The following is a 24,903-nucleotide window of genomic DNA, read 5'->3' on the forward strand; positions in this document are numbered from 1 at the left end:
AACGGAGACCCCATGTCCCAGCCCCCGCGCCCCGCGACTGGCACGCTCGACGTGCAGTCATTTATCGACAGCCACCGCTTCTCCGCGTATCAGTGGCTCATCCTGATTCTATGTTTCCTCATTGTCGCGATTGACGGCTTCGATACGGCGGCCATGGGCTATATCGCCCCGGCCCTTGTCCAGGAGTGGGGCATCGAGAAATCGTCGCTCGGGCCGGTCATGAGCGCCGCCCTGTTCGGGCTGGCGTTTGGCGCGATCTTCGCCGGCCCGATGGCCGACCGCGTGGGCCGCAAGCGCGTGCTGGTGCTGTCGGTGTTCTTCTTCGGCGCATGCAGCCTGGCCACGGCCTTCGCGCCGTCTGTGACGTGGCTGACCGTGCTGCGATTCCTGACGGGCGTCGGGCTTGGCGCCGCGATGCCCAATGCGGTGACGCTGATGTCCGAGTACGCACCGGCCCGCCGCCGCGCGATCCTGGTGAACACGATGTTTTGCGGGTTCCCGCTGGGGTCGGCTGGTGGCGGCTTCTTCGCGGCAGCCATCATTCCGCATTTCGGCTGGCACAGCGTGCTGGTCTTCGGCGGCATCGTCCCGCTGGTGCTGGCCGTGGTGCTGGTGGCCGCACTGCCGGAGTCGATCCGTTACATGGTGGTGCGCCAGTACCCCGCCGACCAGATCCGCAAGGTGCTGGCACGCGTGACCGGCGCCGCGCTGGGCGCCGCACAGGTGTTCACGATCCACGAGGCGGCGCCCGCAGCCAGGTCAGCCGTGGGCACGGTGCTGGCGCCGCGCTATCGCGTGGGATCGGCCATGCTGTGGCTCACGTACTTCATGGGCCTGGTGATCTTCTACCTGCTGACCAGCTGGATGCCGACGCTGATGAAGGACGCCGGATTCACGCTGCAGCGCGCCTCGCTGCTGACCGCGCTGTTCCCGCTGGGCGGTGGCATCGGCACGATTGCCGCCGGCTGGTTCATGGACCGCTTCAACCCGAACAAGGTGATCGCGTTCACCTATGCGCTGACCGGCGTCCTGATCTACGCGGTGGGCCATGGCGCGGGCGGCGACCAGTTCGTACTGGGCCTGCTGATCTTCCTGGCCGGCACGGCCATGAATGGCGCGCAGTCGTCGATGCCCACGCTGGCGGCGAGTTTCTACCCCACGCAGGGCCGTGCCACCGGCGTGGCCTGGATGCTCGGCATCGGCCGCTTCGGCGGCATTGCCGGTGCGCTGCTGGGTGCCGAACTGCTGCGCATGCACCTCGGATTCGACGCGATCTTCACGCTGCTGACGGTGCCAGCGTTCATCGCCGCAGGGGCACTGGTGGTCAAGCAGTTCTCCGGGGCGGGTGCCGCGGGGGATGGCGGCGAACCGGCCGGCCAGACCGTGGCCGGGCACTGAGAGGCGGCCGCAGCACCGCGCGGCGAAGCGCACCGGTCCCGCTTCGTCCCGCCAATCGGCTGCACTATGGCGAAAACGCCATTACGTGCTACCGTTGCGAAGAATGGAACGGCACGCTACGGCGCACACTTTTGGAACCCCGATCCGCGTCAGACAACCTCTTTTTCATCGGCTTCATGGGGGCCGGCAAGACGACGATCGGGCGAACCGTCGCGCGTCGGCTTGGCCGTCCGTTCTTCGATACCGACCACGAGATCGAATCGCGCTGCGGGGTGCGCATCACCACCATCTTCGAGCTGGAAGGCGAAGAAGGTTTCCGCCGCCGTGAAACCCGCATCCTCGACGAACTGACGCAACGGAGCGGCATCGTGCTGGCCACCGGCGGCGGCATCGTGCTGCGGCCCGAAAACCGCGAAATGCTGCGCGCGCGCGGCCACGTGATCTATCTGGACGCGGCGCTGCCCGAACTGTGGCGCCGCGTGCGGCGCAATCGCAACCGCCCGCTGCTGCAGGTGGACAACCCGCGCGCCCGGCTCGAAGCCCTGTTCTGCGAGCGCGATCCGCTCTACCGCGAAATCGCCCACCTGATCATGCCGGCCCATGCGGGCACCGTGGCACAGGCCGCCGCCAGCGTGCTGGCTCAACTGGGCCTGGCGACCGACCCCGCCGATCCTTCCGAAACCGGCGAACCTGGCGACCCTTCCGAACCTGGCGGCCAGACCGCCGCCCCTGACCCCGCCACGCACGATTGAGCCCCCGGCCGACACCGTATTCGGACTGCGCCGACACCGGCCCGCCATCGGACGTGGCAACGTCGGAACATGTCTGGGCGACGTTTGAACTTCGCGCCCGGCGCGTGTCTCTGACGGTGACACCACCCTGAATGCAGGAGGTTCCCCATGCGGCTGCAAGGCAAGACGGCTCTGGTCACGGGTGGCGCGGGTGGCATCGGCCGCGCCATCGCGTTGCGCCTGGCCCAGGAAGGTGCCGATATCGTTGTTGCGGTGCACAAGCTCGACGCCGATTCCGCAGAGACGGCCGATGGCGTGCGCGCCGCAGGCCGCCGCGCCCATGTGGTGGCGGGCGATATCGGCAATGTGGCGCAGGCCTTCGCCATCGTCGACCAGGCGGCGGCGGCCGTCGCGCCGTCCGGCAGCCTGGACATCCTGGTCAACAACGCCGGCGTCGAAGTACGGGCACCGTTTGCCGAGGTGACCGAGGCCGACTACGACCGCGTGCTCGATACCAATCTGAAGGGACCATTCTTTCTCACGCAGCAATTCGTGAAGCACCGGTTGGCGCGCAAGCTGGGGGGCAAGGTCATCAACATCAGCTCCGTGCACGAAGACCTGCCTTTTCCCCATTTCACGAGCTACTGCGCCAGCAAGGGCGGCCTGCGCATGATGATGCGCAACCTGGCCATCGAACTGGCACCGGCCGGCATCACGGTCAACAACATCGCACCGGGTGCCATCCAGACGCCGATCAACCGCAAGCTGATGGCCGACCGCGCCGAACTGCAGGCGTTGCTGGCCAACATTCCGCTGGGGCGGCTGGGGCAGCCCGACGAAGTTGCCGGACTGGTGGCCTACCTGGCAAGCGCCGATGCCGACTACATCACGGGCGCCACGCTCGTGATCGATGGCGGTCTACTCTGGAACTATGCGGAACAATAACGTCGAGTCGGCCGGCGGCACGCCGCACGTTCCCGCGCGAACCGAGCCCGCCAAGGCGGATGCCGCGCCGCATCCCGCAGTTGCGGTTTCCGCGCCCGCTGCCACGGCCGCAGCCTCGGGGCCGGGCCAGCCACCGTTGCCGCCGCATTGCCACGGGCACGCGCCTGCGATCACCCATTTGCCCACCCCCGCGCCGTGTACGCTGCCGGGGTGCGCGGACGCCGACACCATGTCGCCGGCCGAACGCTATGCCGAGCTGTTCGTCGCCGTGCAGGCCAGCGGCATGTTCGCGGACAGCAAGACCTTTCCCGACTGCATTCCGCTCGATGCACCCGAGGCCATCCTGTCGCGCTACCGCGCCGAGCGCGACGCGCCCGACTTTTCGCTCGAAGCCTTCGTGCGCCACTATTTCGCGCGCGAGACGGTTCCGGACGATCACTACCAGTCCGATCCGGACAATTCGCTGCGCGAGCACATCGACGGGCTGTGGCCCGTCCTCACGCGCGAACCGGCCGAACATCCGCCGCGATGCTCGCTGCTGCCGCTGCCCCAGCCCTATGTCGTGCCTGGCGGGCGCTTCCGAGAGCTGTACTACTGGGATTCTTACTTCACCATGCTCGGCCTGTCGGCCAGCGGCCGGCACGACCTGCTGCGCGCCATGGCCGACAACTTCGCCTACCTGCTGGACACCTACGGGCTGGTGCCCAACGGCACGCGGTCGTATTACCTGAGCCGTTCGCAGCCGCCCGTATTCGCGCTGATGACCGACCTGTTCGAAGACGAGGGCGTCGATGCGGCGGTACGCTACCTGCCCCAGCTCGAGCGCGAATATGCGTTCTGGATGGACGGCGCCGCCCACCTGGCCCCCGGCACCGCCTACCGGCGCCTGGTGCGCCTGCCCGACGGCGCATTGCTCAACCGTTACTGGGACGATCGCGCCCATCCGCGCGAGGAAGCGTACCTGGAAGACGTGGCCACGGCCCGGCGCGCCGACCGGCCCGCGCACCTGGTATTCCGCGAACTGCGCGCCGCGGCGGAATCGGGCTGGGACTTCAGTTCGCGCTGGTGCGACCCGGCGCCGGCCGGCGGTCAGCCAACGTGCGACCTGGCCACCATCCGCACCACGGCGATCCTGCCCATCGACCTGAACGCCCTGCTCTGGCATACCGAGTGCCGCCTGGCCGAACTGTGCGAGCGCGCCGGCGACATCGACCGCGCCACGCGCTATCGCGAAGCCGCGGACCGTCGCCGGCTGGCCATCGCCGCGATCATGTGGGACGCCGGCACGGGCGCGTTCGTCGATTTCGACTGGCATCGCGGCACGCCGCGTTCCTGCCTGAGCGCAGCCACCCTGATGCCGCTGTTCCTGGGCCTGGCCACCAAGGAACAAGCCGCGCAGGTAGCCGGCGTGGTGGCCGCCCGGCTGGTCGAGGAAGGCGGGCTGGCCACCACGGAGATCGATTCCGGCGAGCAATGGGACCGGCCCAACGGCTGGGCGCCGCTGCAGTGGATCGGCATCATGGGCCTGCGGCGCTATGGCTGCGACGCGCTGGCCGACGACATTGCGCACCGCTGGCTCCAGACGGTGGCCAGCCTCTATGTCTCTGAATACAAGCTGGTGGAGAAATACCGGCTGCAGCGACGCCGCACCGGGGGTGCCGAGGGCGGCGGCGGAGGCGAGTACCCGCTCCAGGACGGCTTCGGCTGGACCAACGGCGTGGTCAGCGCACTCCTGGCACTGTATCCATGGCACCCGGCGCAACGCAGCAAGGCGGGCCGGCCCGAGACTGGCGAATGATGGTTTGGCCCTGGGCGGGTCCCGATGAAACAACGGCTGGCGGGGCGTGCCACGGCCCTCAATCGGAATTTCGTTCCTTTGTTCAGAATTCCGCGATGCAGTAGGGCGTTTCCCAGGGATTGTTCCGCATACGCCAATAACTCATGTGAGTTATTGGCGTAGCTGGCAGGGAACGTCACACTGACGCGGGGTCATTTCGACACGACTCCAAACGACTTGGCAACTCTTACTACCCCGGCGATCCCGCGCGTCGGGGTATTTTCTTTTGGGACGCCGACTTGGCCTCCCAGCCCGCGCCAGGCACCACATTGCGCTGGATCAAGACTCGCTCACCCGTCACATCCGGACACAAATTTCGGGCCTTTCCGCATGCAAGATGGCGCCTCGTTCATTCACTCATGACGGAGGTCCAGCATGAAACAGCACGACAAACCCAATGCCGGTGGTCTCGATGAAGGCACGGCCGGCCCCGACGCGGGCGATCAGCCACGCAGCGGCGGCACATCGCGTACGAGCCGCGCCAGATCCGCCCGCAAGCCGACGTTCGCGGCGTTCCTCAAGACGATTCCGCCTGGCGACGCGTACGACGACCAGGACTTCGCACGGATTCATTGACGGGAGGGCCGGCACATGTACCTGATCGATACCGATGTCATCAGCGAAAGCCGCAAGGGGCGCCGGGCCGATCCCGGCGTGCGGGCCTTCTTCGACGATGCCGAGGCCGATGGCCACGCCCTGTTCGTGTCGGTGGTGACGATGGGAGAACTGCGGCGCGGCGTGGAACTGAAACGCTTCCGGGGCGACCGGCAGCAATGCCAGGCGCTGGATGAATGGCTGCTGGCGGTCCAACGTCGCTACGCACACAACATCCTTGGCGTGGACGGCCGCGTGGTCGAGCTATGGGGTCACCTGCGGGTGCCCCATCCGGAGAACCCGCTGGACAAGATGATCGCGGCCACCGCCATGATTCACGGGCTGGCCGTCGTCACGCGCAATGTGCGGGACTTCGCCCATACCGGCGTGCGGCTGATCGATCCTTTCGGCAGGGGGCCGCCGGGGCCACGCATGCCGGCCCCCTTGCCGAATTCACGGGCCGGACGACTGCCGGCGGCGACCCGCCTCAGCTTGCACTGATGCCCTTTGCCTTGACGATGGCGCTCCAGCGGTCGTAGTCCTTGTTGAGCCGCGCCTGCATCTGCCTGCCGTCCTGGAACGACGCGATCGCGCCGGCGCTGACCAGCTTCTGCTGCAGTTCCGTGTCCTTGCCGAGGATGTCGCGCGTTTCGCTGGCGATGCGATCGACGATAGGCTGCGGGGTGTCCAACGGCGCGATCAGGCCGCCCCAGGAATCGAAGTCAAAGCCCGGGAAGCCCTGCTCCGAGACGGTCTTCACGCCCGGCAGCAGCACCCGGGCGTTGGGTGAGCTCAGCGCGATGGCCTTGAGCTTGCCGGCGCGGATATGGGGCAACGCGGCGACCACGTCGGCAAACATGATGCCCACCTGGCCGCCCAGCAGGTCGGCCACGGCCGGGGCGCTGCCACGGTAGGGCACGTGCAGCACGTCGAAGCCGCCCAGGTCCTTGAGCTGTTCCATGGCCAGGTGACCAAAGCTGCCGGTCCCCGAACTGGTATAGCTCAACGGGGTCTTGCTGGCCTTGGCAAAGCGGATCAGGTCCGCCAGCGTCTCGACATGCGGCACCACGGCCGGGTTGATGACGATGGCCATTGGCAGCACATAGACCGTGGCCACGGACAGGAAGTCCTTCTTGACGTCGTAGGCGTTGGTCTTGTACATCAGCGGCGCCAGCAGGGCCGGCATGCCGAACATCGACAGGTTGTAGCCATCGGCCGGGCTGCGGATGAAGCTGGCCGTGCCGATCGACCCCGAAGCACCGGGCTTGTTCTCGATGATGACCTGCTGCCCGAGCCGTTCCGACAGCTTCTGCGCGACGATGCGCGCGGCGGTATCGGTGGGGCCGCCGGCGGGGAATGCCACCACCATCTTGATGAACTTGTCGGGCCAGCCGGTCTTGGCCAGCACCGAGGGCATCACGGCGGCCATCGACGCGGCGGCACCCGCTTTCAGTACCTGGCGGCGGCTCAGTAGCAGCTTGGTCATTGTCTTGTCTCCTGTCGATCGAAAATTCGGGGTGTCAGATCACGCCGCGGGATTGCAGATCCGCGATGGCGTTGTCGTCGAGCTTCAGCAATTCCTTGAACACCTCGTGCGTGTGCTGGCCCATGTGGGGAGGCGGCATGCGCACCGGCAGACGCTGGCCATCGAGCGCATACGGCGGCGCCAACACGGCTTGCGCGCCAGCCTCGCTGTCTTCGAAGCGATGCAGCAGGCCCGCCTGCGCGGTACGTTCGGATTGCAGGGCGTCGAGCATGCCCAGGACCTCGCCGCACGGGATTTGCGCAGCCGTCAGGCGCTGGAGCAGGTCGGCACGCGTGAAGCGTCGGAGCCGTTCGCGTACCTGCGCAAGCAGCACGTCGCGATGCGCCGAGCGGGCGGTGTTGGTGGCAAACCGTTCATCGTCCGCCCATTCCGGGCAGCCGATGACCTCGCGGCAAAATCGCTGGAACTGTCCGTTGTTGCCGACCGTGATGACCAGCGGACCGTCGGCCGCCTCGAACACCCCATAGGGCACAATGGACGGATGCGCATTGCCGAACTTGGGCGGATCGCCGGCCTTGAGCAAGGCCTCCATGCCGTAGTAGGACGTGATCATCACGCCGCAGTCGTACAGCGCCATTTGCACGTGGCGGCCGCGGCCGGTGGCCTGGCGCGCGAACAGCGCGGCCAGGATGGCCTGGGCGGAATACATGCCCGTGAACATGTCCACGGCCGCCACGCCGAACTTCAGCGGGCCTTGGCCAGCCTCGCCGTTGGTTGCCATCACGCCGGACTCGCCCTGCACCACCAGGTCGTAGCCCGGGCGTTCGGCTTCCGGGGTGAACCGTGCATAGCCGGAAATCGAGCAATAGACCAGGCGCGGATTGATCTCGCTGAGCTGTTCGTAGCCGAGGCCGAGTTTCTCGGCGCCGCCCACCTTGAAGTTCTGGATCACCACGTCGCACTGGGCGGCGAGTTGCCGCGCCAGCGCCAGGCCCGCTTCGCTTTGCAGGTCCAGCGTCACCGAACGCTTGTTGCGGTTGGCGCTATTGAAGTAGGAGGTATTGCGCGTGCCGATGCGCACGCCCCAGTCGCGGGTGTCGTCACCCCGCGCGGGATGTTCCACCTTGATGACGTCCGCGCCGAGGTCGGCCAGCGCCATCGCGCACATCGGCCCTGCCAGCACACGTGACAGGTCCAGCACCCGCACGCCGGCCAGCGGCAGCGATGCCATGTCTTCTTGCTTCATTTGGCTGCGTCTCCCCGCGTCCGGATCGGTTCCTGCCAGGGAGGTCCGGTTGTCTTTACGAGCAAGCATTGTCCATATGTTCCTAATCCTTGACAATTGCAACCGGTTTTCAACATATCTGCATACTCGAGGTTGACAATGGACCTGAACGCGCTCGCATTGCTGGTCGATATCATCGACGCCGGAAACCTGAGCCGCGCGGCGAGCCAGCTGGGCATGAGCCGCGCCAATGTGAGCAAGCGGCTCAATCATTTCGAGCGGCAACTGGGTGCCGAACTGCTCAGGCGGAGCACCCGGCAGCTCGAACCCACCGAACTGGGATGGCAACTCTACGAACATGGGCGCGCCATCCGCCAGGAACTGATGGCCGCCCAGGAATCGGTGCAGAGCCTGGGCAAGCGCCTGAGCGGCACGGTGCGGCTCAGCGTACCGAGCGGGTTCGGCCAGCACACCATGTCGGCGTGGTTTATCGAATTCATGACGATGTACCCCGCCATTACGCTCAACGTCATCTTCGATAACGACATCGAGGACCTGATCAAGGGTGCGGTCGACTTCTCCATCCGCGTCATGGCAGAAGCGCCAACCAATGCGGTGGCCCACAGCCTGGGCGATGTCGAATATGTCGCCTGCGCCACCCCGCAGCTCGTGCGGCAATACGGCATGCCGCGCACGCTCGACCAGTTTCGGGACCTGCCGCTGATCACGTCTGAACTGACCGGTCAGAAACTGCATGCGGCGGGCCGGGCGGGCGCGGCGGGCGGGGTGCCCAATATCCGCCCCCGGCTGATGTCGGCAAACTTCTTCTTCCTTCGCGACGCCATCCTGAAAGGGCTCGGCGTGGGGCTGGTGCCCCACTACATGGTCGATGGGGACCTGGCCGCCGGCACCTTGCTGCAATTGCCGCTGCCGCCCCAGGATCTGGCGTTCCTGCGCACCACCATGTACCTGTTGTACATGCCGGCCCGCTACCAGACACGTGCCGTCACGACGCTGGTTGCCTTCCTGCGCGACAAGGCGGCCGGCCGCTGACCGATGCCCGCCGAGCCCGGCCGGCGCCCGGGCAGGCCTGCCATCGGGGGCTACACTTACGGCTTTACACCCTGCCTGGCCCGGCTCTCGCCGGGTTGCCACCGATGTCGCATCCAACTTCCCCCGCACCCGTCTCCCTGGTCGACTTCCGTGCCGAACCGGCGCCTGCCCACGACAACCCACGCCCCGACCGCCTGGTGGCCGGCAATCCGGATCGCACCACCTGGACGCACTACAGCGCCGAGCAGGGCGATTTCGACTGTGGCATCTGGGCGTGCCAGCCGGGCGCGTGGCGCATCGCCTTTCCGGCCGGCAAGGAAGAATTCTTCTGCGTGATCAGTGGCCGGCTGCGCATCACCAGCCATACTGGTAGCGCACGGGAGTTCGGCCCGGGCGATGCCTGCGTGATCCCTGCGGGCTTCGAAGGCGTCTTCGAAGTCATCGAACCGGTGCGCAAGCATTTCGTCGTGATCGATCGCAACGCGGGCTGAGCGGCCCGCAGGAGTTCCTGCCATGCCCAGCCACCGCGCCCTGCCGACCGTCCCGACCCTGGTCCTGGCCATTCTGGTTCTCGCCAGTCCGGCACACGCCGCGCAGACAGCGGCCACGCCGAGCTTCGACTGCAAGAAGGCAGAGGGCCAGATCGAACAGCTGGTGTGCAAGGACGCCGCCCTGGCGCGGCTGGATCGCGAAACCACCCGGCTCTACGGCCTGGCGCTCGATGCCCGGTCGCTGCCGACCGCGCAGAAGAAATCGCTGATCGCCGAGCAACGGGCCTGGATCAAGGGCCGCAACGACTGCTGGAAGGCCGACGACGCGCACGCCTGCACCGCCACCACCTACCTGCAGCGCATTTTCGACCTGCGTCACGGCTACGCAGGCGCCCGCACTCAGGACGACCGAGGCATCAGCCGGGGCCCGTTCAATATCCGCTGCCCCGGCGTGGAGGCGGTGATCGCCGGCACCTTCGTGCAGACCGACCCCGGCTACGCCTATCTGCGATGGCTGGATCAGCAAATCGTGCTTCAGCAAGCCCCCGCGGCCTCTGGCGCGCGCTATGCCGCCACGCTCAAGGACGGCGAGGCCCAGTTCTGGGACAAAGGCCCAAATGCCCGGCTCGTCTTGCCCGGCAAACCCGAAATGGATTGCCGCGTGGAAATGACCGCGCACTGACGACGGCCCCACGTCCCCGAGCGTGGCACCGGCACGACGTTCGCCACGTGCCCCAGAAGTTCCATTTGCCCGCGGCTGCGTGCCTCCATATAATAACGATTCTCATTTCCACGGTATTCTTACCTCAGCAGGCCCGCCGCGGCAACAAGGAAAGGACAATGGCCGCCGACGCCGGTCCACATCAGGACATTCACGCGCTATACAGCAACCACTACCGCTGGCTGCTGGGCTGGCTGCACCGCAAGGTGGGCTGCTGGCACCGTTCGGCGGACCTGGCGCAGGACACGTTCATGCGCCTGCTGGCCCGCGAGGAGTCCCCTTCCATCCTTGAGCCGCGCGCCTTTCTGACCACCGTCGCACAACGCGTGATGGCCAATCAGTGGCGCCGCGACAAGCTCGAACAAGCGTATCTGGAAGCATTGGCGCACCAGCCGCCGTCGTTGGTGCCCTCGGTCGAGGAACGCGCCATCCTGCTCGAAACGCTGCAGGAAATCGCCGAACTGCTGGATGGCCTGCCCGTGCCGGTGCAGCGCGCCTTCCTGATGGCGCAACTGGATGGCCTGAGCCAGTCCGAAATCGCCGCTGCGCTGAGGATCTCCGTCACCACCGTCAAACGCTATCTGGTCCGCGCCGGCACGCAGTGCTATTTCGCGATGGCCGCGTCATGACCCGCGCAACTGCCCCGACCGTTGCCGTCAGGCCGGAAGTGGCGCATGCCGCCGTGGAATGGCTGGTCACACTGCAAGGCAGCGACGCCGATGACGCCACCCGTGCGGCGTGGCGCCGCTGGCGCGATCAGCATCCGGAACACGCCCGCGCATGGGCGCATATCGAAGCCGTCAATGCCCGGCTGGCGCGGCTGCGCGGCGTGGCATCGCCGCTTGCCAGCACCGTGGCCAGTGCCGCGCTGACGCCACCCCGGTCAGCCGGGCGCCGCCATGCCGTGCGCGCGCTCGCCACGTTGTTCGTGGGCGGCGGGGTGGCGTGGATGACGCGCGAACACACGCCGCTGCAGGGATGGCTGGCCGATGCCGCCACCGCCGTGGGCGAGCAGCGCCGGCTCACGCTCGACGACGGCACGCACCTGCGGCTCAATACCGATACCGCCATCGACGTCGCCTTCTCGGCAACCGAGCGCCGCGTGGTCCTGAAACGTGGCGAAATCGACATCGAAACCGCGCGCGATACCGCGCTCACACCGCGCCCGTTCGTCGTCGCCACGCAAGCCGCCACGCTGCGGCCGCTGGGTACGCGCTTCGTGGTGCGGCATCTCACCGATGCGGGCTGGATTGGTGTGACCGAAGGCGCCGTATCGGTGAGACCCGCCGAGACCGTGGCCGCCGAACGCATCGTCATGGCCGGCCAGGCCGCGCAGTTCACGGCACGGAGCGTGGCGGCACCCGCGCCGCTGTCCGACGCCGCCACCGCCTGGACCGACGGCATGCTGGTGGCGGCCGACATGCGGCTCGATGCGTTCCTGGCCGATGTCGACCGCTACCGCCCGGGCCATCTGCGCTGCGATCCGGCCATCGCGGATTTGCGCGTGTCGGGCACGTTCCCCATTGCCGACACAGACCGTATCCTCGACGCACTGCGCGGCATGCTGCCTGTGCGTATCCATTTCCTGACGCGCTACTGGACCACGGTACTGCCGGCCTGATCGTCGTTCCCCGTCGCGTTACATGGCCTCGCCGCTCCAGGCACGGATGATGTCCACCGCACCACCGTTCGCCGCACAGGCCGCCTGGCCGATCTCGCGGGCCCAGTATCGTTCCGAGCCGTCGGCCACACGCCAGGCGTGCAGCCGTCGCGTGTAAAGCTGCAGGTCGTATTCGGCGGTCACGCCGATGGCCCCGTGCACGGCGTGCGCCATCGACGTGACCGGCGCAACGGCTTCGCTGGCCCCGAACTTGGCGATGGCCGCGTGCATGCGATGCGGGGTCGCCCCATCGCCGGAGAATGCGATCTGCGCGGCCATGCGGGTGGCCGCCACCTGCTCGGCCATCACGCTGATCTGGTGCTGGATCGCCTGGAACTTGCCCACGGGCCGGCCAAACTGCACGCGGTCGTTGGCGTACTGCAGGGTCAGATCGAACACACGGGCGATGGCCCCGGCCATCTGCGCGGCATGCAGTGCGGCGCCTATCGTGCGCAGCGTGCCCGGCGGCAAGGCAAAGCCTGACGCCGGCGCGCCGGCGATGCTGACGGCAAGGTCGCCGTGCACCCCGGTCGGCGCCACATCGGCGGCGTCGCGCGGCAGCAGCCAGGCGCGATCGGCCCGCTGCGCCAGGAACCAGCTTGCCGTGGCGCCGTCGGCAGCCAGGGTCCGCGCTTGCTGGCCGAAACTGGCCAGCGCGATGGGGCCGTCCGGTATCGCGACGCCGGCCGCGTGCAGCAGCGCGCGCGCAAACATCGTCTGGCCCAGCGGCAGCGGGGTCGCGTACCGGCCGGTGACCCACAGCATCGGCAGCAGGTTGCGCAGCGCGAGTCCGGCGTCGGGCAGCAGGCTGTCCGCGAAGCCGCTGGCATCGAACTGCGTCCAGAGCGCGGATGCCGCGGACCCGGAACCAGCCTCGATGGCCCGCACCACGGCCGGCGTGCAGTGATCGCGCAGCACCGTTTCCAGCGCATCGGCGTAGATGTCGTCCATGCCCTCTCTCCGTGTCAGCGTAGTCCCAGGCCGCGCGCGATCATCCCGCGCAGGATCTCTCGCGTGCCGCCCCGCAGCGAATAGGTCGGCGAGATCTGGCTCACATAGGCCGCCGTGCGATACAGGTCGGCATCGGCGGCCAGGTCGGCATCGGCGGCCAGGTCGGCATCGGCGGCCAGGTCGGCATCGTCGCCCAATGCCGCCTCGGCCAGGGCGCCGATCGACTGTTCCAGCCCGGTGCCCAGGTCCTTGACCAGCGCGGCCTCGACCAGCGGGCTTTCGCCGGCCGCCAGCCTTGCCGTCACGGCCAGGGACATGGCGCGCAGCGTGGCCAGTTGCCCCATGATGCGGCCGACAGTGACCAGATCGCGTTGCACCGCCGGCTGCCGCCGCAGGGCGGCCATCCATGCATCAAGCAGCACCACGCTCGAATACAGCCGTTCGGGGCCGCTGCGCTCGAAAGCCAGTTCCGCGTTGACCTGCTCCCAGCCGGCGCCCTCCTGCCCGACCAGCGCGTCGGCGGGCAACTGCACGTCTTCGAAGCTGACTTCCGAGAAATGCGCGTCGCCGGCCAGGTCGTGGATCGGCCGCACGGTCACGCCCGGGAGCGACAGGTCGACGATCACCTGCGACAACCCCTTCTGCCGGTCTGCGGTCTCGCCCGACGTCCGCACCAGCGCCAGCATGAAGTGGCAGCGGTCGGCATTGGTCGTCCAGATCTTGCGGCCGTTCAGGCGCCACCCGCCATCGGGCAGCGGCACCGCACGCGTGGCCACGCTGGCCAGGTCGGAGCCCGAATTGGGCTCGCTCATGCCGATGCAGAAGAATGCCTCGCCGCGGCAGATGCGCGGCAGGTAGAACGCCCGTTGCGCGTCGCTGCCGTAGCGCAGGATCAGCGGACCGCTCTGACGGTCGGCAATCCAGTGCGCCGAGACCGGCGCGCCGCAGGCCAGCAGCTCTTCCACCAGCACGAAGCGCGAGAACGCGTCCAGACCGGCCCCGCCGTACTGCGCGGGCAGCGTGATGCCGACCCATCCGCGCCGGGCCAGCGCGCGGCTGAAGCCGGCATCGAAACCCATCCACGAGCGTGCCCGTACATCGGGCGGCAGCGCGGGCAGGTGATCCCGCAGGAAGGCCTTCACTTCCTGCCGGAACGCTGCGGCCCCGGCAGGCAAGGCGGTCAGTGCGAACGTGCCAAACAACGGATGCAATGTCGACTCCTTTACCGATCCATTCGCCGGCTGCCGGTCAGTCCAGCGTGACGCCGGTGTCCTTGACCACCTTCTGCCAGCGGTCGATTTCCTGCGTCAGGTATTTCGCGTAGGCATCGGGGCTGGAGCCGCGCGCTTCGGCGCCCTGCGCGGCCAGGCTGGCGCGCACGTCGGCCGAGCCCAGCGCCTTCAGCGCGGCGGCGTTGAGCTTGCGCACGATGTCGGGCGGCGTTTTCGCCGGCACCATCATGCCCTGCCAGGCACCCACCTCGAATCCCTGCATGCCCGATTCCGCCAGCGTTGGCACGTCCGGCAACTGCGCACTGCGCGCGGCGCTGGTCACGGCCAGCGCCTTCATGCGCTTGTCGCGGATAAACGGCAGCGACGAATTGATCGTATCGGTCATGAACTGCACCTGGCCGCTGGCCAGATCAGTCAGCGCGGGCGCACTGCCCTTGTACGGCGCATGCACCGCGTCCAGTCCGTTGGCCTGCAGGAACAGGAACGCGGCCAGATGCGTGACATTGCCGTTGCCGGCCGATCCATACGTCATCTTGCCGGGATGCGACTTGAGCCACGCCACGAATTCAGGCACCGTGTTCGCCGGCACCTGCGCGTTGACTTCCAGCACCAGCGGCACATTGGCCGTCATGGCCACGGGCAGCAGGTCGCGCTTGACGTCGTAAGGCAGCTTCTTGTACAGCGCCTGGCTCAGGGCAATCGACGACGTGTTGTACAGCACCGTGTAGCCATCGGCGGGCGCCTTGGCGACGATCTCGTTGCCGATATTGCCGTTGGCGCCCGGCCGGTTGTCGACCAGCACCGGCTGGCCCAGTTCGTCCGACATCTTCCGGGCGATCACGCGCGACACCAGATCGGTGGGCCCGCCGGGCGGGAACGGCACCACCAGCCGGATCGGCCGGTCGGGATAGGTGGCGGCCAGCACCGGGCGAGGCAGCGCGGCGACGGCCAGTGCGCACCCCGTCAATGCCAGCAGCCATGCGCGGCGCGTGGAAATGTTGATGCAATGCCTGGCAATTCTGCTCTGTGTGGGCATGGTTGTCTCCTCCGGTAAAAACCGTGTCCTGCCCCGCCCCGTCAGGAAGCGCAGCAGCGCGCGACCGGCGCAACCGGCGCGACTCGCCGTCACGCCATCACGCCGTCGGGCCGTGTCAGGCCTCGCGTCCGGCCAGCAGCCGCCGCGCGGTATAGGTCATGACCAGCGCCTGGCGCTGGTTGAACACCTCGATCGACGAATCCACCACGGCGCGGCCGCTCTTCGACGTCGGCCGCACGCCGGTCACGGTGATACGCGCGTGGATCGTGTCGCCCACCAGCACCGGGCCGTGGATCTTCTGGGTCAGCTCCAGCATGGCCAGGCCCGTGCCCTGGATCATCGTCTGCAGGATGAAGCCCTCGATCAGCGCATAGGTCAGCGCGGCCGGCACTGGACGGCCCTTGATCGCGCCGGCCTCGTAGCCTTCCTCGATAAAAATGGCCTCCAGCATGCCGGTGACCGAGATGAAGTTGACCAGGTCGGTCTCGGTCACGGTGCGGCGGAAGGTCTCGAAGACCTGCCCTTCCCGGATGTCCTGCCAGTAGAAGCCCTGTCCCAGGCGTTGCGGCTGTGCTGCGGTCATGTCGTCTCCGTGTCGTGTGTCGATGGGGGTGTTCGCGGCTCAATCGCCCAGCGCGGCAATCTCGGCGTCGCTCAGGCCCAGGCTGCCCAGCACTTCGCGCGTGTGCTCGCCCAGGCGCGGCGGTACGGCGGCATGCGCGCGCTCGCCGTCGAAGCGCACCGGCGCGCCCGGAAAGCGCAGCGTGCCCATGGCCGGGTCGTCCACCTGATCGAAGAAGCCCGTGGCCCGCAGATGCGGGTCATCCACCAGCTCGTCCAGGTCATTCACCCGGGCCACCGGAATCTGCAGCGTTTCGCACAGCGCCAGCCAGTCGTCGGTGCTGCGCTCGCGCACCAGTTCGCCGGTCATTTCGTAAAGCGTCTCGATATGGCGCGTGCGCGCAGCGATGTCGGTGAAGCGTGCATCGGCAGCCAGGTCGTCGCGGCCGGCGGCCCGGAAGAAGTCGCGCCAGTGGGCGTCGGTGTACGGCATCATGCAGACGTAGCCGTCGGCCGTCTGGTAAGGCCTGCGCAACGGCGCCAGCACACGCGGATAACCGGCCGTGGCGCGCGGCGGCTCGAAATGCTGGCCGTACAGATGCTCGACCAGGTTGAACGCCACCATGGACTCGAACATCGGCACTTCGACCAGCCCGCCCTTGCCGCCGTTGCGCGCACGGCCGGCCAGCGCGGCGGAAATCGACAGTGCGGCCACCAGGCCGCTGGTCTTGTCCGCCGAGATGGTCGGGAAGTAGCGCACGGTGCCGGTCTGCGCGGCCATCAGCGCGGCATTGCCGCACAGCCCCTGGATGATGTCGTCGTAGGCCGGGCGGCCGCCATAGGGGCCATCCTCGGCAAAACCCAGCAGGCTCACGTAGACCAGTTGCGGATGGCGTGCCATGACGCTGGCCGGGTCCAGGTCCAGCTTGCCCAGCTTGTGCGGGCGCATGCTGTGCAGGAACACGTCGGCCGTGGCCAGCAGCTTGTGCAGCGCCGCCTGCGCGGCCGGCTGCTTCAGGTTCAGCACCACGCTCTTCTTGCTGCGGTTCACGCCCAGAAAAATGGCGGACATGCCATCTTCGGTGGCCGGGCCGGTGCGGCGCGTGGAATCGCCGTCGGGCGTTTCCACCTTGATCACTTCGGCGCCCAGGTCGGCCAGCCACTGGCTGGCGTAGGGGCCCATCACGACTGTCGACAGGTCGACGACACGGATACCTGACAAGGGCAGCATCGCGGTGTCTCCTTATGGCTTTTATGGATCTGATGGGGGCCTAGCGTAGTCCACCCGGCCGCTTGCGTCTAATATTAGATATTTAGGAACTGATATCGCCTGTATATCACCATGGACCTGCGCCAGCTTCAGCAGTTTGTCGTGCTTGCCGAGACCGGCAACTTCCACCGCGCCGCCGAGCGCCTGCATATGGCGCAGCCGCCGCTGTCCATCTCGATCCGCAAGCTGGAAGCGTCGCTAGGCACGCCGCTGTTCGTGCGCACCACCCGTGGCGTGCGCCTGACCCAGGCCGGCGAGGCCGCCCTGAACGATGCGCGGCGTGCGCTGTTCCATGCGGAGCAGGCCCGCGCCGCCGCCCAATCGGCCGCCCATGGCGAGCGCGGCGCGCTGCGCGTGGGATTTGTCGGATCGGCCACCTATGCGCTGCTGCCCCGGCTGATCCCGGCGTTTCGCGGCGAACACCCCGGCATCGAGCTGATCCTGCATGAATCCACCTCGGCGGCGATCCTGGACCGCATCGAGCGCGGCCAGCTCGACGCCGGCCTGGTGCGTTTTCCGATCCTGAGCAGCGGGCCGTTTCAGCTGCTGCCGCTGGAGTCCGATTCGTTCATGGCCGCCGTACCCGCCGACAGCCGCTTCGCCAGCCAGGACAGCATCGCGCTGAAGGCGCTGGCCGACGAGCCGTTCATCATGCATCCCAGTGCCGACGTGCCGAACCTGCAAGCCGTGGCGATGCTGCTATGCCAGCAGGCCGGCTTCGTGCCGCGCATCACGCAGGAAGCCGTGCAGGTGCAGACCATCGTCAGCCTGGTGGAAAGCGGATTGGGCGTGGCGCTGGTGCCGGGCGTGACCGCGCGCTACACCAACCGGCGCGTGCGCTTTCTGCGCCTGTCGAGCCCGCGCCCGACCAACCGTATCGGCATCGCACTGGCCACGCAGCAGGACACCGACGACCGGCATGTGCAACGGTTTGTGTCAGTGGCGCAAAGGATTGCGCAGGGAGAGCCATGGCAGGAGTCAGGCAGCGATTAGCGTTCCGCGCGGCCGTTGGCGCCTGTTCATGGACTAATACTGATAAACCACGTGCATCCCCGCCGTCACCGCGGCGGTACTGAATGGCTCCGGCTTGTACACGGGCGTGCCCACGAACACGTCATACGACACGCCGCCGAACCGTTGCGAGCCCACGCCGCCGCGCATGCCGATCACCGCGCCGGCCAATTGCGTGCCGACCAGTGCCTGGGTCGATGGTCCGTACACGCGGCCATAATCGAGACCGACGTAAAGCGCCTGGCCGCTGGCTCCCAGGGGCGCCTGCAGTTCGTTGCGCCAATAGAATCCACGCTCGCCGGCAAGCTGGCTCTCGCCATCGAAACCCCTTACGGTATATCGGCTGCCAATCGTCAAGTCATCCACGTAATGCGGATCTTCAAGGCAACACCGGGTCATTCGGACCGGACAACCTGCCTGTCGCGCGCTTAGCGTTTCAACCGGAAAAGTAAATCGAAACGGCGCGCAGGTTACTGGAGGCGACGAAGTACCGAAAGACCCTCTATTTATGAACGTCCGTTCATTTTTGGTCACACGTTTGTCACGGGTGCAACGGCGCGAGCGGGCGCGCCCGCCGGCAGAAGAAGCCTAAGAGACAGTTTCGAAAAATCGCCAGATCCGTAGGTGAAAACGGCCGATCTGAGACTTCTTTACATCTGACTTCAGTGGCGTATCGACACAACGGAGTGCAATGATTTGGCGACAGGCGTACCAGGCTTGTGCTGGTGCAGAAAGGGCCAATGCGAAGAAGAAAGACCGCCAACTGCGACGCTCCGCCACTCCGCATGGATTCCGTGTGTATTCAAAAAAATCGTCGAATTACGATCCGCGATATCGCGTGGATTCGGAGAATTCCGATGTCGATGCGCGGTGCGGCGCGGGCCTGCGGGGCTTCTTTGCCGTCGCACGCTGCGCAACTTGTCGGGGGACAAGTGCCTGCGCAGCGAATCGCTGCACAATCCGGCCTCATTGCAATACCGCCTTGGGCAGCACGAGAATGTGGGACATTGACAAAGCAAAGCCGGACTCCGCACTTCCCGGCAGCGCACCGCGCCGCCCGCGTCTGGCGCGCTCCCTGCCGGTACGCCCGCCGGACAGCCTGCATGCGCCCCTGCCCATCCGACACATCAACACGGCCCAACTGCGCCGCTTTGTCATGCTGATGCAGCACGAATCTGCCATCGCGGCGGAGCGCCACACCGGCATCCGGGCCGCCTGCATCCACTATGCGATCCGCCGGCTGGAGGATCGGCTCGGCACCACGCTGTTCTCGCGCGAGGCCGCGTCGATGCACCCCACTGCCGCCGCGCGCCGGCTCTATCCGTGCGCCGTCCGGCTGCTGTCGATGTGGGACAGCCTCGTGGCGGAATCCACGGGTGCCGGCGACCCGCCCGCCACCGGCGGCCCCGGCACGGACTGAACGCCCGGCGGGCCGACCGCCACGGCGCCATTCGGCAAACATCGTAGAATGGCCATTGGTTCGCAATCTGAGGCTCGACCCATGGCCGACCCCGACGGTCTGCATCACAAGACGTTCCTGCTGTTGCTGGCGATAGTCACCATCGCATTTTTCTGGATTCTTCTGCCCTTCTACGGCGCGGTGTTCTGGGGCGCGGTGCTGGCCATCATCTTTGCGCCGCTGCAGCGGCGGCTGGTGTCGGCGCTGCGTGGCCGCAACAACATCGCGGCGTTGCTGACGCTGCTGCTGGTGCTGCTGCTGGTGATCCTGCCGATGATCGTGATCACGATGTCGCTGATCCAGGAGGGCGTGAACCTCTACGACAACATCCGGTCCGGCCGGATCAACTTCGGCCACTACTTCCAGTCCGCCGCCGATGCGCTGCCGCCTTTCGTGCGCGACATGCTGGCGCGCGCCGACCTGGCCAGCATTTCCGACCTCAAGGACAAGCTCAGCGCCAGCGCGCTGTCCGCCAGCCAGATGCTGGCCACGCGCGCACTGAGCATCGGCCAGAACACGGCGCAGTTCATGATCGGCTTCGGCATCATGCTGTACCTGCTGTTCTTCCTGCTGCGCGATGGCCCGCAGCTGTCGCGCCGGATACGGCTGGCCGTGCCGCTGAGCGCGGCCCACAAGCAGCACCTGATCCAGAAGTTCACCACGGTCGTGCGCGCGACGGTCAAGGGCAATATCGCCGTGGCAGTGGTGCAGGGCGTGCTTGGCGGTGCCATTTTTGCGGTGCTGGGTATCCAGGGGTCGCTGCTGTGGGGCGTGGTGATGGCCTTCCTGTCGCTGCTGCCAGCCGTGGGCGCGGGCCTGATCTGGGCGCCGGTGGCGGTCTACTTCCTGCTGACCGGCTCGGTGCTCAAGGGCTGCGTGCTGATCGGCTTTGGCCTGGTGGTCATCGGGCTGGTCGACAACGTGCTGCGCCCGATCCTGGTGGGCAAGGACACCCAGATGCCCGACTACGTGGTGCTGATCTCCACGCTGGGCGGCATGGCGCTGTTCGGGCTGAACGGCTTTGTGATCGGGCCGCTGATCGCCGCGCTGTTCATCGCCTGCTGGGACCTGAACAACGCCGAAGACCCGGCGCCTCACTGACGCCAATCGCGAAAGACGCCGTGGACCGACTGCAAGCAATGAAGACCTACGTGGCCGTCGTGGAATGCGGCGGCTTCACGCCCGCGGCGCGCAAGCTCGATGCGTCGCTGAGCGTGGTCAGCCGAATCGTGACCGACCTGGAAACGCATCTGGGCGTACGCCTGCTCACGCGCACCACGCGTGTGGTCCGCCCCACCCCCACCGGCTCTGCCTACTACGAGAACTGCCGCCGCATCCTGGCCGAGATCGACGACGCCGAACTGGCCGCCGCCGGCGCGCACGAGGCGCCGCGCGGCCGGCTGTCGATCACCGCATCGGTGCTGTTTGGCCGGCGCTTTGTCACGCCGGTGGTGGTCGAGTACCTGCGCCGCTATCCGGAGGTCGATGTCGATTGCATGTTTGTCGACCGCGTGGTGAATTTCATCGACGAGGGCATCGACGTTGGCGTTCGCATCGGCCCGCTGCCCAGTTCTTCGCTACAGGCCATCCCGGTGGGCCACGTGCGGCGCGTGGTCTGTGCCGCGCCGGACTACCTGGCGCAACACGGCGTGCCAGCTTCGCCCGACGACCTGGCGCGCCATGCGGTGATCCAGACCACGGGCATCTCCACCGCGCCCGAATGGCGCTTCATGCGCAACGCCGAGCCGCTGCCCGTGCGGCTGACCCCGCGCCTGGCCACCACCACCAACGATTCCGCGATTGCCGCCGCCGTGGCCGGCTTCGGGCTGACACGCGTGCTGTCTTACCAGATTGCCGACGAACTGCGCGACGGCAGGCTGCGGATCGTGCTGGAAGACTACGAACCCGACCCGTTGCCGATCCACGTCATCCACCGCGAGGGCCGGCACGCCATGCACAAGGTGCGCGCGTTTATCGACCTGGCCGTGGCGCAACTGCGCGGCCAGGCCTCGCTGAACATCCCCGACAGCGCCCGAACCCGCTGATTCTTCTGGATTTCGCAAGAGTCCCTTCGGGCTTCACCGGTTTTTCCCGCCCCGCCGGGTGTCTATAGTCGATCCGTACGCAGCGTTTGCGTCCGACACCACAATAATCGACCAAGGACATCCATCATGAAACTGTACGGCCACCCGCTTTCCGGACACTCGCACCGCGCCTGGCTCTTTCTGTCGCTGCTGGGCCAGCCTGCCGAGTGGATCGACGTGGACCTGCTGGCGCGCGCCCACAAGACGCCGGAATTCCTGGCCATGAATCCGTTCGGCCAGGTACCCGTGCTGGTCGATGACGATACGGTGGTCAGCGATTCGAACGCGATCCTGGTCTACCTGAGCAAGAAGCTGGGCCGTACCGACTGGCTGCCCGAAGCCCCCGCCGAGGCCGCCGCCGTGCAACGCTGGCTGTCTGTGGCGGCGGGCGACATCGCATTTGGCCCGGCCCGCGCCCGCATCATCACCGTCTTCAAGGCACCGTACGACAGCAAGGACGCGATCGAACGCGCACACGTGGTGCTCAAGCGCGTGGACGACGCGCTGGTGGGCCGCGCCTGGCTTGCCGCCGATCATCCGACCATTGCCGACGTGGCGCTGTACAGCTACACGGCGCGCGCGCCCGAGGGCTTTGTCGACCTGAAGGACTACGCGAATGTGCGCCAGTGGCTGGCGCGCGTGGAAGCGTTGCCCGGCTTCGTCCCGTTCCAGACCACGCCAGTCGGCCTGGCCGCCTGAACCCGCCGGCCGCTCCCCGCCGTTCCGGCATCCCGCATAACTTCAGGAGTCCGTCATGACCCCGCATCCGGTTCCGCAAATGGAAATCCTGCCCGGCACGCCCTGGCATACCGGCGAGCGCCTGCTGCAGGCCAGCATCGGCGCCGAGGAACGCCTGGCCGAAGTGGGTTCGCGCGTGGTGCGCGACTACATGCCGGACCAGCATCGTGACTTCTTCGCCATGTTGCCGTCGATCGTGATTGGCACGGTGGCACCGGATGGGCGGCCCTGGGCAACGGTGCGCGGCGGTCAGCCGGGCTTCCTGCATTCGCCCGATCCGCGCCAGCTCGACGTTGCGATGGTACGCGACGCCGCTGATCCGGCCGACGCGGGCATGGAGGACGGCGACGCCATCGGGCTGCTGGGCATCCAGCCGCATACTCGGCGCCGCAACCGCATGAACGGCACGATCCATCGCGATGCCACGACGGGCGCGCAGGGCTTTCGGGTGGCGGTGGGCCAGAGTTTCGGCAACTGCCCGCAGTACATCCAGAAGCGCGCGCCCGTGATGACCCGCGACCCGGCCACGCCGGCCAGCGAGCCGCCCGAGATGCTCGATGCGCTGGATGCCCGCGCGCGGACGCTGATCCGCCATGCCGATTCGTTTTTCGTGGCGACCTATGTGGACCTGCCCGACGGGCTGCGCCAGGTGGATGTCTCGCATCGCGGCGGCAAGCCCGGCTTTGTGCGCGTCGATGACGATGGCACCCTGACCATTCCAGACTTCCAGGGCAACACGTTCTTCAACACGCTCGGCAACATGATGGTCAATCCGGTGGCCGGCCTGGTGTTCGTGAGCTATGCCACGGGCGACCTGCTGCAACTGAGCGGCCGCACCGAAGTCATCATCGATTCGCCAGAAATTGCCACCTTCGACGGCGCGCAACGGCTGTGGCGATTCACGCCCGAGCAGATCGTGCGGCGCGACCGCGCCCTGCCGCTGCGCTGGGACATCGATCCCGATGGCGCGTCGCCGCAGGCCCTGGCCACCGGCAGCTGGCGCTGATCAGGAAGTTTCAGGGAACGGCGGCAGGTGTGCCACAATCGCGCCAGTTTTTGGCCCGACCGGATGCCGCCCATGTCCCTGGAAGCCCTGCAAAACATCAATCCGCAATCGCTGCTCGATACCGCCATCAGTCTGGCCGCCGCCTTCATCCTGGGCGGCATGATCGGCTTCGAGCGACAGTACCGCCAGCGCACCGCCGGCCTGCGCACCAATGTGCTGGTTGCGGTGGGCGCGGCCATCTTCGTCGACCTGGCCAACCATATCGCGGGGCATGACGGCGCGGTGCGCGTGATTGCGTACGTGGTCTCGGGCATCGGCTTCCTGGGCGCGGGCGTGATCATGCGCGAGGAAGGCAACGTGCGCGGGCTCAATACCGCCGCCACGCTGTGGTGTTCGGCGGCGGTGGGCGCCTGCGCCGGCGCCGACATGATCGCGGAAGCCGGCATTGCCGCGCTGTTCATCCTGGCCGCCAACACGCTGCTGCGCCCGGTGGTTGACCGGATCAACCGCCAGCCGCTGGACACCACGGCCGTGGAGGTCACGCACACCGTGCATGTGATCGCGGCCCGCGACTACCAGAAAACGGCGATGCGCCTCTTGGAAGAGGCGCTGGAGGCGGCCCAGTATCCGACCCGCGACCTCGAAGTGCGCGCGTTCGGCGAACAGGATGTGGAAATCGAGGCGGCGCTGGCAGCCACATCGGTCGATGGCGATGTGCTCGACCAGATCGTGACCCGCCTGGGCGGCACCAGCGTGGTCAGCCAGGCGTTCTGGAGCGCGAGTACGACGGAGTAGGCGGCCGCTTGCCGGGCTGTTTGCTCCCCTCTCCCGCGCGGCGGGAGAGGGGTTGGGGGAGAGGGCAACGGTAGTTCTGCTTGCCGACTTGCCGCAGATTGAACGGCCCGCCCTCTCCCCCGCCCCTCTCCCGCAAGCGGGAGAGGGGAGAACACCGCACGCCATTCAACCTCCGTCGGCTTGCTCCCCTCTCCCGCACGGCGGGAGAGGGGTTGGGGGAGAGGGCAACGGCAGTTCTGCTTGCCGACTTGTCGCAGATTGAGCGGCCCGCCCTCTCCCCCCGCCCCTCTCCCGCAAGCGGGAGAGGGGAGTGTAGTGGTCAAGTTTTTTCAGACAGGTGTTAGGGTGGTCTGTTGGAACTTGTCCTCGTAGTCTGTTGGCGACGCGTAGCCCAGTGTCGAATGCAAGCGCACCGGGTTGTAGAAGCCCACGATGTACTGTGTGATGTCGCGCCGGGCTTCGGCGCGGTCGGCGTACCGCCTTTGCCAGACGCGCTCCATCTTCAGGTTCAGGAAGAAGCGTTCGGCTACGGCGTTATCCCAGCAATCGCCCGACCGGCTCATGCTGCAAACCAGGCCGTGGCGCGCCAGCAATCCCTGGTACTCCTCGCTTGCATACT

26 protein-coding genes and 1 pseudogene are annotated in these 24,903 nt (G+C 67.2%); 18 read left to right on the forward strand and 9 right to left on the reverse strand.

Translation table 11 applies throughout. The annotated features are described in order from the left end of the window. The first annotated feature begins 12 nt into the window (after nucleotides 1-12). The 6 genes from D9X30_RS15690 to D9X30_RS15715 all read left to right on the forward strand — a co-directional run bounded on the left by D9X30_RS15690 (nucleotide 13) and on the right by D9X30_RS15715 (nucleotide 6,006). Nucleotides 13-1,398 carry an MFS transporter gene (locus D9X30_RS15690; protein WP_153949391.1) on the forward strand — a complete coding sequence of 462 codons (1,386 nt, stop codon included), beginning with the start codon at nucleotides 13-15 and terminating at the stop codon, nucleotides 1,396-1,398. A gap of 176 nt (nucleotides 1,399-1,574) precedes the next feature. After that, nucleotides 1,575-2,150 carry a shikimate kinase gene (locus tag D9X30_RS15695; RefSeq protein ID WP_153949450.1) on the forward strand — a complete coding sequence of 192 codons (576 nt, stop codon included), beginning with the start codon at nucleotides 1,575-1,577 and terminating at the stop codon, nucleotides 2,148-2,150. 147 nt (nucleotides 2,151-2,297) lie between these two features. Continuing rightward, a complete protein-coding gene (locus D9X30_RS15700; protein WP_153949390.1) occupies nucleotides 2,298-3,074 on the forward strand; it encodes an SDR family NAD(P)-dependent oxidoreductase in 777 nt (258 codons plus the stop codon). Further along, on the forward strand, nucleotides 3,061-4,872 hold the full coding sequence (treF, locus tag D9X30_RS15705; protein WP_153949389.1) for an alpha,alpha-trehalase TreF: 1,812 nt from the start codon (nucleotides 3,061-3,063) through the stop codon (nucleotides 4,870-4,872). Before D9X30_RS15700 ends, treF begins: the two co-directional genes overlap by 14 nt. A 414-nt stretch (nucleotides 4,873-5,286) precedes the next feature. Beyond that, entirely contained in the window at nucleotides 5,287-5,487 is a 201-nt protein-coding gene (locus D9X30_RS15710) for a hypothetical protein (protein ID WP_153949388.1), read from the forward strand. A 15-nt stretch (nucleotides 5,488-5,502) separates the two neighbouring features. Then, complete coding sequence (locus D9X30_RS15715; RefSeq protein WP_153949387.1) at nucleotides 5,503-6,006, forward strand: type II toxin-antitoxin system VapC family toxin; 504 nt, start codon at nucleotides 5,503-5,505, stop codon at nucleotides 6,004-6,006. On the opposite strand, the gene D9X30_RS15720 is transcribed toward D9X30_RS15715, so the two are convergent. Together D9X30_RS15720 and D9X30_RS15725 are read right to left on the reverse strand one after the other, a co-directional pair. Next, nucleotides 5,993-6,991: a tripartite tricarboxylate transporter substrate binding protein gene (locus tag D9X30_RS15720; RefSeq protein WP_153949386.1), complete on the reverse strand. Its 999-nt coding sequence runs from the start codon at nucleotides 6,989-6,991 to the stop codon at nucleotides 5,993-5,995. The genes D9X30_RS15715 and D9X30_RS15720 overlap by 14 nt on opposite strands. Before the next feature lie 34 nt (nucleotides 6,992-7,025). Then, nucleotides 7,026-8,237 carry a CaiB/BaiF CoA transferase family protein gene (locus D9X30_RS15725; RefSeq protein WP_153949385.1) on the reverse strand — a complete coding sequence of 404 codons (1,212 nt, stop codon included), beginning with the start codon at nucleotides 8,235-8,237 and terminating at the stop codon, nucleotides 7,026-7,028. A 138-nt stretch (nucleotides 8,238-8,375) separates the two neighbouring features. On the opposite strand from D9X30_RS15725, the gene D9X30_RS15730 reads away from it, so the two are divergent. The 5 genes from D9X30_RS15730 (at nucleotide 8,376) to D9X30_RS15750 (ending at nucleotide 12,102) form a co-directional block, all read left to right on the forward strand. Continuing rightward, a complete protein-coding gene (locus D9X30_RS15730; RefSeq protein WP_153949384.1) occupies nucleotides 8,376-9,269 on the forward strand; it encodes a LysR family transcriptional regulator in 894 nt (297 codons plus the stop codon). 104 nt (nucleotides 9,270-9,373) lie between these two features. Further along, entirely contained in the window at nucleotides 9,374-9,760 is a 387-nt protein-coding gene (locus D9X30_RS15735; RefSeq protein ID WP_153949383.1) for a cupin domain-containing protein, read from the forward strand. Between the two features lie 22 nt (nucleotides 9,761-9,782). Next, nucleotides 9,783-10,442 (forward strand): MliC family protein, encoded by a 660-nt coding sequence (locus D9X30_RS15740; RefSeq protein ID WP_153949382.1) that lies wholly within the window; start codon nucleotides 9,783-9,785, stop codon nucleotides 10,440-10,442. 158 nt (nucleotides 10,443-10,600) lie between these two features. Next, entirely contained in the window at nucleotides 10,601-11,110 is a 510-nt protein-coding gene (locus D9X30_RS15745; protein ID WP_153949381.1) for a sigma-70 family RNA polymerase sigma factor, read from the forward strand. Beyond that, nucleotides 11,107-12,102: a FecR domain-containing protein gene (locus D9X30_RS15750; protein WP_153949380.1), complete on the forward strand. Its 996-nt coding sequence runs from the start codon at nucleotides 11,107-11,109 to the stop codon at nucleotides 12,100-12,102. Before D9X30_RS15745 ends, D9X30_RS15750 begins: the two co-directional genes overlap by 4 nt. An 18-nt stretch (nucleotides 12,103-12,120) precedes the next feature. Here D9X30_RS15750 and D9X30_RS15755 read toward each other — a convergent pair whose 3' ends face one another. The 5 genes from D9X30_RS15755 to D9X30_RS15775 all read right to left on the reverse strand — a co-directional run bounded on the left by D9X30_RS15755 (nucleotide 12,121) and on the right by D9X30_RS15775 (nucleotide 17,152). After that, the gene (locus D9X30_RS15755) at nucleotides 12,121-13,092 is read right to left on the reverse strand and encodes an acyl-CoA dehydrogenase family protein (protein ID WP_153949379.1); all 972 of its coding nucleotides are present in this window, start codon (nucleotides 13,090-13,092) and stop codon (nucleotides 12,121-12,123) included. A gap of 14 nt (nucleotides 13,093-13,106) precedes the next feature. Beyond that, nucleotides 13,107-14,303 (reverse strand): acyl-CoA dehydrogenase family protein, encoded by a 1,197-nt coding sequence (locus D9X30_RS15760; RefSeq protein ID WP_153949378.1) that lies wholly within the window; start codon nucleotides 14,301-14,303, stop codon nucleotides 13,107-13,109. A gap of 37 nt (nucleotides 14,304-14,340) precedes the next feature. After that, a complete protein-coding gene (locus D9X30_RS15765) occupies nucleotides 14,341-15,360 on the reverse strand; it encodes a Bug family tripartite tricarboxylate transporter substrate binding protein (protein WP_153949377.1) in 1,020 nt (339 codons plus the stop codon). Between the two features lie 115 nt (nucleotides 15,361-15,475). Then, nucleotides 15,476-15,943, reverse strand: a complete 468-nt coding sequence (locus tag D9X30_RS15770) for a MaoC family dehydratase (RefSeq protein WP_153949376.1) — start codon at nucleotides 15,941-15,943, stop codon at nucleotides 15,476-15,478. A gap of 39 nt (nucleotides 15,944-15,982) precedes the next feature. Next, a complete protein-coding gene (locus tag D9X30_RS15775; RefSeq protein ID WP_153949375.1) occupies nucleotides 15,983-17,152 on the reverse strand; it encodes a CaiB/BaiF CoA transferase family protein in 1,170 nt (389 codons plus the stop codon). A gap of 111 nt (nucleotides 17,153-17,263) precedes the next feature. Between D9X30_RS15775 and D9X30_RS15780 the strand changes: the two genes are divergently transcribed. Continuing rightward, a complete protein-coding gene (locus D9X30_RS15780; RefSeq protein WP_153949374.1) occupies nucleotides 17,264-18,184 on the forward strand; it encodes a LysR family transcriptional regulator in 921 nt (306 codons plus the stop codon). 33 nt (nucleotides 18,185-18,217) lie between these two features. On the opposite strand, the pseudogene D9X30_RS15785 reads toward D9X30_RS15780, so the two are convergent. Then, nucleotides 18,218-18,568, reverse strand: a pseudogene (locus D9X30_RS15785) (ShlB/FhaC/HecB family hemolysin secretion/activation protein); the annotation flags it as partial. 631 nt (nucleotides 18,569-19,199) lie between these two features. On the opposite strand from D9X30_RS15785, the gene D9X30_RS15790 reads away from it, so the two are divergent. From D9X30_RS15790 to D9X30_RS15815, 6 genes are all read left to right on the forward strand, one after another. Beyond that, entirely contained in the window at nucleotides 19,200-19,622 is a 423-nt protein-coding gene (locus D9X30_RS15790; RefSeq protein WP_153949373.1) for a LysR family transcriptional regulator, read from the forward strand. A gap of 81 nt (nucleotides 19,623-19,703) precedes the next feature. Next, nucleotides 19,704-20,762, forward strand: coding sequence for an AI-2E family transporter (locus D9X30_RS15795; RefSeq protein WP_153949372.1), 1,059 nt, complete (start codon nucleotides 19,704-19,706; stop codon nucleotides 20,760-20,762). Nucleotides 20,763-20,782: 20 nt separating this feature from the next. Beyond that, nucleotides 20,783-21,706 (forward strand): LysR family transcriptional regulator, encoded by a 924-nt coding sequence (locus D9X30_RS15800; RefSeq protein ID WP_249640980.1) that lies wholly within the window; start codon nucleotides 20,783-20,785, stop codon nucleotides 21,704-21,706. A 126-nt stretch (nucleotides 21,707-21,832) separates the two neighbouring features. Continuing rightward, on the forward strand, nucleotides 21,833-22,444 hold the full coding sequence (locus D9X30_RS15805) for a glutathione S-transferase family protein (protein WP_153949371.1): 612 nt from the start codon (nucleotides 21,833-21,835) through the stop codon (nucleotides 22,442-22,444). A gap of 55 nt (nucleotides 22,445-22,499) precedes the next feature. Beyond that, nucleotides 22,500-23,489: a pyridoxamine 5'-phosphate oxidase family protein gene (locus tag D9X30_RS15810; RefSeq protein WP_153949370.1), complete on the forward strand. Its 990-nt coding sequence runs from the start codon at nucleotides 22,500-22,502 to the stop codon at nucleotides 23,487-23,489. 72 nt (nucleotides 23,490-23,561) lie between these two features. Beyond that, a complete protein-coding gene (locus tag D9X30_RS15815) occupies nucleotides 23,562-24,284 on the forward strand; it encodes an MgtC/SapB family protein (RefSeq protein WP_228771037.1) in 723 nt (240 codons plus the stop codon). Nucleotides 24,285-24,613: 329 nt separating this feature from the next. On the opposite strand, the gene D9X30_RS15820 is transcribed toward D9X30_RS15815, so the two are convergent. Continuing rightward, the coding region (locus tag D9X30_RS15820) for an integrase core domain-containing protein (protein ID WP_153949369.1) at nucleotides 24,614-24,903 on the reverse strand (290 nt) is incomplete at its 5' end.

It is taken from the genome of Cupriavidus sp. U2, from assembly GCF_009663685.2.
GTDB lineage: Bacteria > Pseudomonadota > Gammaproteobacteria > Burkholderiales > Burkholderiaceae > Cupriavidus > Cupriavidus necator_C.